Source organism: Nocardia sp. NPDC049935 (assembly GCF_055586645.1).
The window spans coordinates 538,284-551,582 of record NZ_JBVJHV010000002.1 but is presented as its reverse complement, the minus strand read 5'-3'; the positions used below and the strand labels follow the sequence as shown (position 1 = coordinate 551,582).

Annotated in this window: 11 protein-coding genes and 1 pseudogene; 6 read left to right on the top strand and 6 right to left on the bottom strand. The window is 69.0% G+C overall.

What is annotated here, in order from left to right; all coding sequences use genetic code 11:
* Window positions 1-79: 79 nt before the first annotated feature.
* Window positions 80-2,146, bottom strand: coding sequence for an Rv0361 family membrane protein (locus ACZ6SF_RS10770; RefSeq protein WP_466061827.1), 2,067 nt, complete (start codon window positions 2,144-2,146; stop codon window positions 80-82).
* A 104-nt stretch (window positions 2,147-2,250) separates the two neighbouring features.
* Between ACZ6SF_RS10770 and ACZ6SF_RS10765 the strand changes: the two genes are divergently transcribed.
* The 3 genes from ACZ6SF_RS10765 (at window position 2,251) to ACZ6SF_RS10755 (ending at window position 5,284) form a co-directional block, all read left to right on the top strand.
* Window positions 2,251-2,694, top strand: coding sequence for a DUF3151 domain-containing protein (locus tag ACZ6SF_RS10765; protein WP_466061826.1), 444 nt, complete (start codon window positions 2,251-2,253; stop codon window positions 2,692-2,694).
* Window positions 2,695-2,762: 68 nt separating this feature from the next.
* On the top strand, window positions 2,763-3,857 hold the full coding sequence (locus tag ACZ6SF_RS10760) for an FUSC family protein (protein WP_466062254.1): 1,095 nt from the start codon (window positions 2,763-2,765) through the stop codon (window positions 3,855-3,857).
* Between the two features lie 503 nt (window positions 3,858-4,360).
* A complete protein-coding gene (locus ACZ6SF_RS10755) occupies window positions 4,361-5,284 on the top strand; it encodes a hypothetical protein (RefSeq protein ID WP_466061825.1) in 924 nt (307 codons plus the stop codon).
* 55 nt (window positions 5,285-5,339) lie between these two features.
* Here ACZ6SF_RS10755 and ACZ6SF_RS10750 read toward each other — a convergent pair whose 3' ends face one another.
* Both ACZ6SF_RS10750 and ACZ6SF_RS10745 read right to left on the bottom strand, forming a co-directional pair.
* Window positions 5,340-6,113: a site-2 protease family protein gene (locus ACZ6SF_RS10750; RefSeq protein ID WP_466061824.1), complete on the bottom strand. Its 774-nt coding sequence runs from the start codon at window positions 6,111-6,113 to the stop codon at window positions 5,340-5,342.
* The gene (locus tag ACZ6SF_RS10745) at window positions 6,110-6,769 is read right to left on the bottom strand and encodes a hypothetical protein (protein ID WP_466061823.1); all 660 of its coding nucleotides are present in this window, start codon (window positions 6,767-6,769) and stop codon (window positions 6,110-6,112) included. The genes ACZ6SF_RS10750 and ACZ6SF_RS10745 overlap by 4 nt, the downstream gene beginning before the upstream one ends.
* 201 nt (window positions 6,770-6,970) lie before the next feature.
* Between ACZ6SF_RS10745 and ACZ6SF_RS10740 the strand changes: the two genes are divergently transcribed.
* Window positions 6,971-8,260, top strand: coding sequence for an adenylosuccinate synthase (locus tag ACZ6SF_RS10740; protein ID WP_466061822.1), 1,290 nt, complete (start codon window positions 6,971-6,973; stop codon window positions 8,258-8,260).
* 40 nt (window positions 8,261-8,300) lie between these two features.
* On the opposite strand, the gene ACZ6SF_RS10735 is transcribed toward ACZ6SF_RS10740, so the two are convergent.
* On the bottom strand, window positions 8,301-9,416 hold the full coding sequence (locus ACZ6SF_RS10735) for a BTAD domain-containing putative transcriptional regulator (RefSeq protein WP_466061821.1): 1,116 nt from the start codon (window positions 9,414-9,416) through the stop codon (window positions 8,301-8,303).
* A 25-nt stretch (window positions 9,417-9,441) separates the two neighbouring features.
* Window positions 9,442-10,476, bottom strand: coding sequence for a class II fructose-bisphosphate aldolase (gene fbaA, locus ACZ6SF_RS10730; protein ID WP_466061820.1), 1,035 nt, complete (start codon window positions 10,474-10,476; stop codon window positions 9,442-9,444).
* A 208-nt stretch (window positions 10,477-10,684) separates the two neighbouring features.
* Here fbaA and ACZ6SF_RS10725 point away from each other — a divergent pair, with 208 nt between their 5' ends.
* Window positions 10,685-11,428 carry a DedA family protein gene (locus tag ACZ6SF_RS10725; RefSeq protein ID WP_466062253.1) on the top strand — a complete coding sequence of 248 codons (744 nt, stop codon included), beginning with the start codon at window positions 10,685-10,687 and terminating at the stop codon, window positions 11,426-11,428.
* Between the two features lie 29 nt (window positions 11,429-11,457).
* Window positions 11,458-12,096 (top strand): annotated as a pseudogene (locus ACZ6SF_RS10720) (DedA family protein); the annotation flags it as partial.
* A gap of 84 nt (window positions 12,097-12,180) precedes the next feature.
* Here ACZ6SF_RS10720 and ACZ6SF_RS10715 read toward each other — a convergent pair.
* Window positions 12,181-13,269 (bottom strand): glycoside hydrolase family 76 protein, encoded by a 1,089-nt coding sequence (locus ACZ6SF_RS10715; RefSeq protein WP_466062252.1) that lies wholly within the window; start codon window positions 13,267-13,269, stop codon window positions 12,181-12,183.
* Between the last annotated feature and the right edge of the window lie 30 nt (window positions 13,270-13,299).

Below are 13,299 nucleotides of genomic sequence, written 5' to 3'. Positions count from 1 at the left end.
TCTCCATCCTCACCCGGACTCCGCGAAAGTGAAAGACCTGTGATCCGGGGGCGGGCCGGATGCGCCCGCCCCCGGTCGGTTACGGGGTGGCCGTGGGGGGATCGCAGACCTTCCAGCCGCTTTCGGTCTCCTGCAGGTCGAGGGTCCGGGCGGTCTGCTCGGCGTCCGCCTCGGTCTGCACGCTGACCTGCGCGAGCGCCGTCCGATCGGTGATCTGGACGGCGTCGACGCCGGTGACCTCGGGGATACTGCCCTCGGTGACGGCCTGCTGGTGTACGCCCGCGAACTGTTCCTCGGACAGTCCCTGGTAGTACTCGTGCAGGCCACCGCAGGTCGCGTCACGCAGGCTCGACAGGTCACCGGATTCCAGCGCCCCGGTGTAATCGCCTATCGCGGCACGGATCCGGGCCTGCGGGGAATCGTCCTCCGATCCCACGCCCACCAGCACCGCGATCAGCGCGATCACCAGCGCGGCCGCGGCGCCGGCCACGATCAGCCACTTCTTGTTCGCACCCGGGCCGGCGGGCGCGGACGCGGGAGCGGGCGCCACCCGCTGCGGCGCGGCGATCTGCGGCGGCGCGGAGTAGGGGGCCGCCTGCGCGACCCGCTGTTCGGCCACCGTCTGCTTGTTGTCGGCGGGCGACGGCGCCGAACCCGGACGCTGCGGGCCGGCCTGCGGACGCCCCGCGCCCTGGCGCTGCGCGGGCGGCGGTCCACCGGGCCGCTGCGGCGCCGGCTGATCCGGACGACCTGGGTTCGCGGGTCCCGGCCGTTTCGGCCCGGGTTGAGAACGCGGGGTGGCCGGTGGTTTCGACAGCGGCGGCGCCCCCGGACCCACCCGGTCCGTCCGCGCCGGACCCTGCGGTCCGCCCTGCTTCGACCGGCCGGCCTGGCGCACCTGATTCATATCGATACGCTCGGTGGCATCGGCGTCGGGCCGCTGCACCGGCATGGCCACGGTCTTCGCCTCGGCGGCCGGTGGGTCCTCGGGCTTCTTCGGATCCGCGGGGCCCTGGCCGCCGCCGGGCCGTTTCGCACGGGGGATCACGACGGTCTTCGCGTCGGTGTCCTCGGGTTCATCGGCCTGCCGCGCCTCGCCGGAATCCTCGCCGTCCGCTTCGGACCCGGCCCGCACATCGGAATCCGCAGCGACCTCGGCCGCGGTATCGCCCGCATCGGGCCCGGGTTCCCCGGAATCGCCGCTGTCCTCGGCGGCCTGCCCGTCGGTGGCGTCGCTGTCCGGGCCGTTCTCCACGTCCTCGGTGGGCCCGGCGGTGGCATCACCGAAATCGTCCGCGCCTTCCGCCGCGTCCGAATCATCGGTGCCGGCGGTGTCGCCTTCCGTCGGAGCCTCATCACTCGCGGCTTCCGCGTCGGCATCGCCCGAGGCCTTGTCATCCGGGCCTTCCGTGGCGGCGTCGGCGTCACCCGGGGCACCCTCGGGATCCCCGTCCGCCGCATTCGCGGTCGTGCCCTCGCCGGCCTTCGCCGAGCCCGCCGGGGTATCGCTCCCGCCGGACGCCGCGGACGTCGTGGTGTCGTCCGCTCGCACGTCATCGGCCGCCCGCGTCTCGGTGTCCGCGGCGGTGCCGTCCTGCTCGGACTCTGTCACCTGTGCACCATCACCCTCGGCGGCGTCGCTGTCCACGACAGCGGCGGGCGTGTCGCCCGGTTCGTCCGCCGCCGGTTCACCGGCCTCCGGTTCCTCCGCGGCCGCCTCCGTCGCGGCGGGCTCGGCCTCCGGGGTCGCGGGGTCCGCATCCTTCGCGCCGGACGAGGCGGCGTCCTTCGCGCCGGACGAGGCGGGGTCCTTCGCGCCGGACGAGGCAGCATCCTTCGCACCGGACGTGGAGATGGCCTCGGTCTCGGCGTCGTCACCGCCGTCCGGCGACTCGTCTCCGGACGCGGCCGACGCCCGGGGAATCGCGACCGTCCGCTCGTCGTTCTCCACCGCCGCCGGCCCGCCGGATTCTCCGGTCTCGGCCGTGGAGATCCGGGAGGTCACCGCGTCGGCCGCCGGCGACTGCGTTCCGGTGTCCTGCGACGTTTCCCCGGCGGTGGAATCCGCTTGTGAATCGTTATCCGCGGACGAGCCGGAACCTGACTCCGAACCCGTCGGTTTCTTGTCGTCGGTCGGGTGCGACACCTATACCCCTTGTTACTTGCAAACAGATCGTTACTGGCAAACAGACTTGTGACGTAGAAGGCCAGCCTATCGACCATTCCCCGGAGCCGTGCACAATGAAGCCCATGACCTCGTTCGGTGATCTGCTCGGCCCGCAACCTGTCCTCCTCCCAGAGCTCCACGCGGCGCAGGACGCGCTGGACGCGGGCACCGATCCGGTCCGGGTGGCCGCCGAGAATCCGGCCGCCTCGATCGCCTGGGCCGCCCTCGCCGAGGCCGCCCTGGACCGGGCTGCCGACGCCGGGGAAGCGGTCAACCACGATGTCGTGGCCGCCTACGCGTTCGCCCGCACCGGATACCACCGCGGGCTCGACCTGCTGCGCCGTAACGGCTGGAAGGGATTCGGCCCGGTCCCGTGGGAGCACGAACCCAACCAGGGCTTCCTGCGCAGCGTCGGCGCGCTGGCCCGGGCGGCCCGGGCGGTCGGCGAATCCGACGAATACGCCCGCTGCCTGGATCTGCTCGAGGACTGCGACCCCCGCGCGGCCGCCGAACTCGGTCTGGGCTGAACGACCCCGCGGCATTGATCCACCAGAACTCACCGGTGGCCCGGGCCAGAACCAGGGGCGCCGCCCGGATGCGGCGTTCCTGGAAGCGGCTGCGCCTGTCCGCGCTGCCCATCGTGCAGTGTTCGCTGGCCGCGGCACTGGCCTGGTTCCTGGCCAAGGACGTGGTCGGCCATCCCCTGCCCTTCTTCGCGCCCACCGCGGCGGTGGTGTCGATCGGCACCGCGTTCGGGGCCCGGCTGCGCCGCTCCCTGGAACTGGTCGTCGGAGTCGCGGTCGGTATCGGCGTCGGTGATCTGTTCATCTCGCAGGTCGGCACCGGAGTCTGGCAGATCGCCCTGGTCGTTGCGGTCGCGATGGCGCTCGCGGTCTTCCTCGACGGCGGCCCGATCATCGGCATCCAGGCATCCGGTTCGGCGGTGCTGGTCGCGACACTGATGCCGCCCGATACCGGCGCCGGACTCTCCCGCATGGTCGACGCGCTGATCGGCGGGCTGGTCGGGGTGGTCGTCGTGGCGGCGCTGCCACTGCACCCGGTGCGCCGCGCCCGCGAACACGCCGCCGCCGTACTCGGCGTGATGGGCAAATCGCTCGACGACTGCGCCCGCGGTCTGCTGGAACAGGACCCCGCCAGAATCCACGACGCTCTCACCGCGGTACGGGCCACCCAGCCGCAATTGGATTCGCTGCGCAAAACTCTGGAGGGCGGCCGCGAAGTGAGCCGGATCTCCCCGCTGTACTGGAACTCCCGGAGCCGGCTGGAACGACTACGCGCCGCCGCCGACCCACTCGACAACGCCGTCCGCAACACCCGGGTACTGCTACGCCGCTCGCTGACGCTGGTCCGCGACGACGAAATCCTGCACCCCGGCCTGATCGAAGAGGTGGAACGGCTCTCTTCGGCAGTGGATGTGGTGCGGCGCATGGTGCTCGCCGACCCCGGTGAACAGCCCGACCGCGCCGAAGCAGCCCGGGCCCTGCGCTCGGTCGCCAAACAGGCGAACCCCGATCTGGTTTCGGGGGCGGGGCTTTCGGCACACGTGGTCTTCGCGCAGATCCGGTCCACCCTCATCGACCTCATGCAGGTATGCGGGGTACAGCGGGTATCGGCACTGGCCCTGCTGCCCCCGACGGTCCCCAATCCCTATGTCATGCCGCAGAGTTGAGCACACCCGGTTCCGGCGGCGGCGCACAACCGGCGCGGGCGAGGAGTTGCCGGTCGGCGCGGCCCTCCGGACTCGGATTCATCTCGACTGGCGGACTACCCGTGCCGCCGGATACCACCTTCCACTAATGTGAAATATGGCCGAACCGGTTCCGCCGGTCCGGCCGGGACCCCACCCGTGCGCCGCGTTGCCGACGGACGGCGCCCAACAGCGCCGATACCGTTCGGATACCCGGACGCCGGCCCGGGCGGGGAATCCGGGCCCGTCCGGCCGGCGCCGCGCCGGACGGGCCCTCTCGGAAATCCGAGAATGCCGGGCCGATGATCCGCACAGCGGGATTCCCGGGTGTGGGGGCCGCGCGGATCGACAGGGGTGGCCGGGGCCAATAAATTGGCCGGGTGACTGCTGGGGACGGCCAATTGTTGAACGCTGTTGCGAGATTCGAACGTTCGGTGCGCGAGGGTGATCCGGATGAACTCGTAGCGGCACACGGGGAGCTTCGGGTGCTGGTCGGTGACGCGAGCCATACGACGCTGGCACAGGCGGGGCCGCGCCTGGCGGCCGTACTCGATGACGTCCCGATCGGCGGCAGAGCCGATATCGCGGCGATGATCGGTTACTGCGTCGAGGTCGGCGCCGACCCGATCGCCTGCGCGCCACAGGTGCTGGCGAATTTCGCGAATACGCTGGAAAAGGCCCAGGAGATGGTCGGGCAGTGGGCCGCGACCATGGACGTCGGCCTGCCCGACCCCGCGGACGTCGGCGACGAGAACGAACTGCTGGAGTCGATGTTCGAGGCGTTCGGTTTCGAGGAGACCCTGTCCTGGCTGACGGTATCCCCCTGGCTGACCGCCTCGCTCTCCATGCTGCAGCGCAAGGCGGTTCGCCGGCATCTCGGCACTCCCCTGCGCGAGATGCTGACGCAGCGGTATCAGAGTTACACGCGGGCCACCGATTCCGACAGCAAAGATCTCGACTACGCGCTGCTGGTTCTGGACGACGAGCCGCTGATCGCCCTGGATCGCGAAACCGGTACCGGCTATCTGCTGCGGATCAGCGGGATCGCCGACAACTTCCAGTTGCAGACCCTGCTCGGCGACGCGCTCGTCGGCGGCGGATATCTACCCGGCGAGGCGCCGACGGCCGAGGCGGTCGCGGTCTCCCGGGACGCCGACGGACGCGAGCCGACCGTCTGCTCATTCCTGTTCCACGCCACCGACGGAACCAGGATCTGGAACGAGGGCACGCCCTCCGATATCCCGGTCATCGCCGGCGAACGGGTACTCGTGCTCGACGAGATGCCGTATCCACATCATTTCCCGGCGCTGCGGTACTTCCCGAGCATGACCGCCGAACTGGTACTGGAGCGGTCACTGAGCCCGGCGGAGTGCGCTACCCGGTTCGAGCGGGTCCGGCCCGCCGGGTAGCCCGAAGTCCGCCGGGGTGAGGCAGCGCCTCGGCGGACGGGCCGGGTACCGGGAATCAACTCCAGAAGCGGGTCAGGTAGCTGCCGTAGCGGGACCATTCCTCGGGGACGCCGGAGAGGTCGTACAGGGCGTAGACGGCGTCGAAGAAGACCTGGTTGATGGCGGGGGTGAACAGCAGGGCGAACAGGATCAGCATGCCGAAGGGTTTGAACTGTTCGAGGCCGCGCCGGGTTTGGTAGCTCAGGGAGGGTTCCACGACGCCGTAGCCGTCGAGACCCGGAATGGGCAGCAGGTTCAGCAGGGTGGCGGTCACCTGGAGGAAGGCCAGGAAGCTCAGGCCGAACCAGAAGGCGGGGTTGTGTTCCGCGCTGCCGAATAGCCGCACCACCAGCAGCAGGATCACGGCGCACAGGAGGTTCACGGCGGGTCCGGCGACGCTGATCAGCCGCTGGGTTCGGGGGGACACCTGGTGCGTATGTATGTAGACCGCTCCGCCGGGCAGGCCGATTCCGCCGAGGGCGATGAACACCATGGGCAGCACGATCGACAGCAGCGGATGGCTGTACTTCAACGGGTTCAGGGTGAGATAGCCGCGCAATTCCACCTCGCGGTCACCGGCGCGCCAGGCGAGGTAGGCGTGGGCGAATTCGTGCAGGCACAGGCTCACCACCCAGCCGGCCACCACCAGGACGAAAACTCCGGCGCGCGCCTGCCACGAATCCGTATCCGCGCCCCAGGCCAGCACCGCGCCGGCCACCGCGACAGCGACGACGAGCAGGAACACCGGGCTCGGCCGCACCGCGCCGCGCCGCAATTCCGGGACGCTCACCGGACCAGGAGCCAGGGTTCGTGGTGGCGGTAGAAACTCGCCCGGGGCACCGGGCGGTCGCTCTGCACACCGTCGCGGTTCACCACCGCGGCGGGGGTGCCGAGCTGGGCGGCGCGGCCTGCGGTCCAGCGGCGGCGGCGGAAGCGGCGGGGCACGCTCGCGCGGACTCCCGGCAGTTCCAGCGTCGGGGTCACGAACATGGCCCGCACTTCGCCGGAGAACAGGCGGGTGTCGTCCACGTAGGCCTCGCCGGTCAGGTGGGCGCCGTCCACTCCGGTGATCTTGGCCCGGCCCACCAGCACGGTGCCGGTGTCATCGCGGACCAGCGGCACTTCTTCGGCGCTGCCCTCCAGGGCGCGTTTGGCGGCGGCGTTCCCGGTGCCCGTGTGATAGGCCTGCGCGCCGTAGGTCCCTTCCAGGGGCACGTACCCGACTTCCACATGCAGCCGTTCGGTCCGCATGAGATGGGTGAGCACGGCCGCCAGCGCGGCATCGCCGCCCAGCACGATCAACCGCGGGAGACTGTCGGCGGCCAGCACCGGCAGCAGTTCGTCGATGAGCGCGGGATCCGGAACGGCGTCGGACTGCGCGGTGGACTGTGCCGCCAGGGCGATGGGCACCGGAACGTCTGCACAGCGGAGAACCTGGGTACTCAAACGCCCAACACCCTCCCTCGGACCGGTCATCCCCGAGTGTAGAGGGTGGGCTTCGGCGACCCGCGCAACGGGCCGGGCACGGCGGCCGTCCCGGCCCGCCGAGGGGCCTCGGCTAGACTGTGCTCCCGGCTTCCTCCCCATTACGGCAGGTAGCTGCGATACGAAGTGCGTGTCGCGCGTCGAACCGTAGGAGACACGACCATGCCGGCAATCGTCCTCATCGGCGCCCAGTGGGGTGACGAGGGCAAGGGCAAAGCCACCGACCTGCTCGGCGGCCGCGTGCAGTGGGTGGTGCGGTACCAGGGCGGTAACAACGCCGGTCACACCGTGGTGCTACCCAACGGGGACAACTTCGCGCTGCACCTCATCCCCTCGGGCATCCTCACCCCGGGGGTCAACAACGTCATCGGCAACGGTGTGGTGGTCGATCCGGGTGTTCTGCTCGACGAACTCGCCGGACTCGAGGAGCGCGATGTCGACACCTCGGGTCTGCTGCTGTCCGCGGACGCGCATCTGATCATGCCGTACCACGTGGCCATCGATAAGGTCACCGAGCGGTTCCTCGGCAACAACAAGATCGGCACCACCGGCCGCGGTATCGGCCCCTGCTACCAGGACAAGGTCGCCCGGGTAGGGGTGCGGGTCGCCGATGTCCTGGACGAGAAGATCCTCACCCAGAAGGTGGAGGCCGCCCTCGAGTTCAAGAACCAGGTGCTGGTCAAGATCTACAACCGGCGCGCCCTGGACCCGCAGCAGGTGGTCGAGGAGGTGCTGGGCCAGGCCGAGCGGTTCGCGCACCGGATCAGCGATACCCGCCTGGAGCTGAACCTGGCGCTGGAACGCGGCGAAACCGTGCTGCTGGAGGGGTCGCAGGGCACGCTGCTGGATGTCGACCACGGCACCTACCCCTATGTCACCTCGTCCAACCCCACCGCCGGCGGCGCCGCGGTGGGCGCGGGTATCGGCCCGAACCAGATCGGCACCGTGCTGGGGATCCTGAAGTGCTACACCACCCGCGTCGGTTCCGGCCCGTTCCCGACCGAACTGTTCGACGAATCGGGCGCCTACCTGGCCAAGACCGGTGGCGAGGTCGGCGTGACCACCGGCCGCGCCCGGCGCTGCGGCTGGTTCGACGCGGTGATCGCCCGCTACGCCACCCGGGTAAACGGGATCACCGACTACTTCCTCACCAAACTGGATGTGCTCTCCAGCCTGGACCGGGTCCCCATCTGTGTGGCCTACGAGGTCGACGGCGAGCGGGTGGAACAGATGCCCACCACCCAGACCGGTTTCCACCACGCGAAACCGATCTACGAGGAGATGCCGGGCTGGTGGGAGGACATCTCGGGGGCCCGCACCTTCGACGAGCTCCCCGCCAACGCCCAGGCCTATGTGCACCGGCTGGAGGAACTGTCGGGCGCCCGGATCTCCTGTATCGGAGTGGGCCCCGGCCGCGACCAGACCATCGTCCGGCACGACATCCTCGGCTAGCGGCACTGCGCGCTCGCCGCGGGTGAGCGGGCCGGACGGTTCAGCGAACCGCTTGGAAGCCCAGGACGGTGTTGCCGATCCGGATCGTGTCACCGTCGGCGAGCAGCGCGGAGTCGATGGGTTCTTCGTTGACGTACACGCCGTTGGCCGAATCCAGGTCCTCGATCAGCAGACCGGCGCGGCCCAGCTTGATCTGGGCGTGGTAGCGGCTGGCCTTCGGATCGTCGAGGACCAGATCGTTATCGGTCATCCGGCCGATCCGGAGACTGCCGTGCGCGACCACGACGAGACGGCCGTCGGGGAGTAGTAGCTGCCCGCTGCGCACAGTACGCGGCACCTCGGTGACCGTATCGGTCATGGCCGCCGCCATCCGCTCCACACTTTTGAGCTCCCCGGCGCCCAGCGGTTCCTGGCGCAGCACCCGCCGTTCCAGTTCCAGCAGCGCCGGACCCGGATCGATACCGAGTTCCTCGGCGAGTACCGCCCGTACCCGGCGGCACGCCTCCAGCGCGTCGGCATGGCGTTCGGAGAGGTACAGGGCGGTGATGAGCTGGGCCCACAGTGGTTCCCGCAGCGGATGCTCGGTGGTGAGCGCGACGAGTTCGCCGATCACCGCGACCGCGCGTCCGCAGGCGATCTCGGCGTCGAACCGCGCCGAGACGGCCAGGAGCCGTTCCTCCTCCATCGCCGTGGCGAATCCGTCGGCGAAACCCAGACCGGCCAGATCCGACAGCGCGCGGCCGTTCCATTCGCGCAGCGCGGTGGTGAACAGGCGCGAGGCCGAGATGTTGTCACCGGCCGCCGAGGCCCGGCTGCCCGCGTCCCGGGCGGCCTCGAACCGGCCGAGATCGCACGCGTCGTCGGCGATCTCGAGCCGGTAGCCGGAGGATTCCGTACGCAGCACAGCCGCCGGGTCGATCCCCGAATTCCGCAGTGCCTTGCGGATATTGGAGACGAACACCTGCAGGCTGGCCGCATAGGCGTCCGGCGGCTCCTCGTTCCAGACCATATCGGCCAGGGTCGTCGAGGCGACGGCACGCCGCCGGTTCACCGCGAGCGCGGCGAGCAGCGCCCGGGGTTTGGGCCCGCCGACCGGAATCGGCTCACCGCCGACCAGTAACCGCACGGGCCCCAGCACACGGAGATCGAGAGTCATCTGGCTGCGGGTGAGGGCACGGGTATCAGGCGCTGATGGAGCGCCCCGCGGACCGCAGATCCTCGCAGGCCTGCACCACCCGCTGCGCCATGTTCAGCTCGGCCTTCTTCAGGTAGCTGCGCGGATCGTAGGTCTTCTTGTTGCCGACCTCGCCGTCGATCTTCAGCACACCGTCGTAGTTGGCGAACATATGGGCGGCGATCGGCCGGGTGAAGGCGTACTGGGTGTCGGTGTCGACGTTCATCTTCACCACGCCGTAGCGCAGCGAATCGTCGATCTCCGATTTCAGCGAACCCGACCCGCCGTGGAAGACGAAATCGAAGGGCTGCGCGTCGGAGCCCAGGCCGAGCTTGGCCGCGGCCACCTTCTGGCCCTCGGCCAGCACCTCGGGCTTGAGCACCACGTTGCCGGGCTTGTAGACGCCGTGCACATTGCCGAAGGTGGCGGCGAGCAGGTACTTGCCCTTGTCGCCGGCGCCCAGGGCGTCGATGGTCTTCTCGAAATCGGCGGGCGAGGTGTAGAGCTTGTCGTTGATCTCGGCCTCGACGCCGTCCTCTTCACCACCGACGACGCCGATCTCGACCTCGAGGATGATCCGGGCGGCGGCGGCCTGGGCCAGCAGCTCCTGGGCGATGGAGAGGTTCTCGTCGATCGGGACCGCCGAGCCGTCCCACATATGCGACTGGAACAGCGGGTTCTTTCCGGCGTCGACGCGCTCCTGCGAGACGGCCAGCAGCGGGCGGACGAATCCGTCGAGCTTGTCCTTCGGGCAGTGGTCGGTGTGCAGCGCGATGGTGACGCCGTACTTCGCGGCCACCACATGGGCGAATTCGGCCAGCGCGACCGCGCCGGTGACCATATCCTTCACACCCTGGCCGGAACCGAATTCCGCGCCACCGGTGGAGAACTGGATGATCCCGTCGCTGCCCGCCTCGGCGAAACCCTTGATCGCCGCGTTGATCGTCTCCGAGGATGTGCAGTTGATAGCGGGGAAAGCGAACGAGTTCGCCTTGGCCTGACCGAGCATCTCGGCGTAGACCTCCGGAGTCGCAATCGGCACTGTGAAGACCTCCGTGTAGTGCGGCAGACGGGACTGTCTGTTTCTGCCCATACCCTAAGGCAGGCGGGATTCATCCGGTATAAGGGGATTGTTTGCGCCGCCGCACCCTGCGGGTGCCGGAGTTACCGGTACTGTGGTCCGGGTGATTGCGCTGGCGGCTTCCGACGCGGTGACGAGCAATCTGGCTCTGACCGAACTGCTCGACCCGATGCACCTGTTGACCGAGACATGGCTGAAGAACGCCGTGCTACCGGCCATCCTGGTGATCGTCTTCATCGAAACCGGACTGCTGTTCCCGCTGCTGCCCGGTGATTCGCTGCTGTTCACCGGCGGTCTACTGGCCGCCCAGGAGAACCCCCCGGTGTCCATCTGGGTGCTGCTGCCGGCCGTCGTCCTCATCGCGTTCGCCGGTGACCAGTGCGGTTACTGGATCGGCCGGGCCATCGGTCCGGCGTTGTTCCACAAAGAGGACACCCGGTTCTTCAAGAAGAGCTACGTCACCGAAACGCACGAATTCTTCGAGAAGCACGGCCCCAAAACGATCATCCTCGCCCGATTCGTCCCGATCGTCCGGACCTTCATGCCGGTTCTGGCGGGCGTCTCGAAGATGAACTATCAGCGCTATCTCGCCTTCGATATCGTCGGCGCCGTCGCCTGGGGCGGCGGGGTGACCATTCTCGGGTACTACCTGGGCAGTATCGCCTTCATCCGCGATCACGTCGAAGCGATCTTCCTGTTCATCGTGTTCATCTCGATCCTGCCCGGTATCAGCGCGGTGGCCAAGAAGCTGCTCGGCCGCAAGTCCGCGGCTCGGCCGGCGGCCGCGGCCGGGATCACCTCCACCGCCGAACTGCCGGCCGTGGATATGCCCGGTCCGATCGACGCCACCATGCCCCTGCCGGTGGTACGGACCGGCGGTACGACCGGCGCGAACGAGAGCCCCGTTAGGTAGAGGTGTCCAGCCAGGCCATGCCCCATGCGATGGGTAGTTTCGAACCACTGATCTCGGCCGGTCCGACATTGGTCTGGATAGTGGTTCTGACCTTCGTCTTCTTGGAATGCGCGTTCATTCTCGGACTTTTCCTGCCCGGCGATTCGATGCTGCTCACGGCGGGGATCGTGATGGCCTCGCATGCTTCCGGCGAAACCCAGGTGTGGTTGCTGTCGGTGGGCGCGATGGTGGCCGCTATCGCCGGTAACCAGGTCGGATATGTCGTCGGCCGGCGCACCGGGCACCGGCTCGTGGCCCGGAAGAACGGGCGCTATATCAACACCCGCAATCTGGCCCGCGTCGCCGACCTGCTGCAACGGCACGGTTTCGTCGCGGTCCTCATCGCCCGCTGGATTCCGTGGGTGCGCACCCTGTGCCCGATGGTGGCCGGCGCCGCCGAGATGGATCATCGCCGGTACACGGTGGCCTCCACGGTCGGCGCGATCATCTGGGCCCCGGTGCTGTTGCTGATGGGCTACTACGCGGGCAGTTTCATCCAGCAGTTCTCCTGGTTGATGCCGATCGTGATCGGCTCACTGGTGCTGTGCCTGATCGTCGGCACGATCATCGGCGTCAGGCAGTACCGGCACGAGATGTCGCAGCCGGAAGAGGATTTCGATCTGGATTCCGCCTCGGCCGAAGGCGACACCATGCCGCTACCGGAACTCGCCCGGGCCGATCACGACTCCGCCCCGGGACGCGGCTGGAACGACCTACAGTCCGGCCGCCGTGACCATATGGGCGGCTTCCATGAGCATCCAACCCGACAGCTGTACCGATAGATCGCGTTCGGGTACGCGCGAGGAGGTCACCGCGCCGTTCGAGGTGACCCCGCCGGCGCCGGCGCTACCACCCGGCAGTTTCGCCGAGGTCGTCCAGTCGTGGCCGAACAGCGGTTCGCCCTCGACGTCGAGGCGATTCGCCCAGGCCGAGGCGGCGGATTCCTTCACGATCCGGGCCGCCGTGCGGCGATCGGCGAGTTGTTCGTGTTCATCGCCGGGCAGCATGAGAGCGACCTGCGCGAGATACCGGATGAGAATCCCATTGAACAGTCCACCGTCGCCGCCCGAGCCACCCCGCACCACGCTCTCGGTGGTGAGATCGTCCTCGACGGCGTCGAGCAGCGTGTGCACGCGATCCAGATGTACGCCGTCGTGGGTGTGGACCGCTAGTTCGGTTTCCAGTCCCAGCACCACGCCCTGGCAGTAGGTGTAGATGGGGCGTTCGAGATTGCCGGCGGGCAGGTGGATACCGTCGAAGATCAGGCCGGTTTCCGGGTCGCGCAGGGTGCGATCGATCCAGTCGGCGATCTCGGCGGCCCGTTCGTAGCGGCCGAGCCGGGCCAGCGCGATACCCGCGGGCCCGTTGGCGGGGGCGTTGTAGAAATCCGCACCGACCCGCCAGGGCAGACCGCCGCCCACGGCCGGGTCCCAGGCGGCGTAGAGCTTCTGTTCCAGCGGTCCGAGCCCGCCCCGTGCCTCGGCGTTCTCCTGGATGCGGGTGGCGCGCTCCAGTGCCAGCGCCAGCCAGGCCATATCGTCGTAATAGCGGTTGGTCCACCCGGTGAGATTGCGGAGGCGATGCGAACGGACCAGGGTGGCGACCCGTTTGCGGCGCGCGATCGTCGGCGCCCGGTTGGCGGCGTCCACCGCGCAGTCGATCAGATGGGCCTGCCACCAGTAGTGCCAGGTGAGAAAGAACCGTTCCCGCCTGGTCGCCGGCCAGCCCACGACTCCGAGGCCGGTGGCGGGCAGCAGCCAGACCGGTCTCAGATGCCGCGACAGAATCGCCGCCTCGGCCATATCCGCCCGTTCCGACCACAGCGTCGCGGG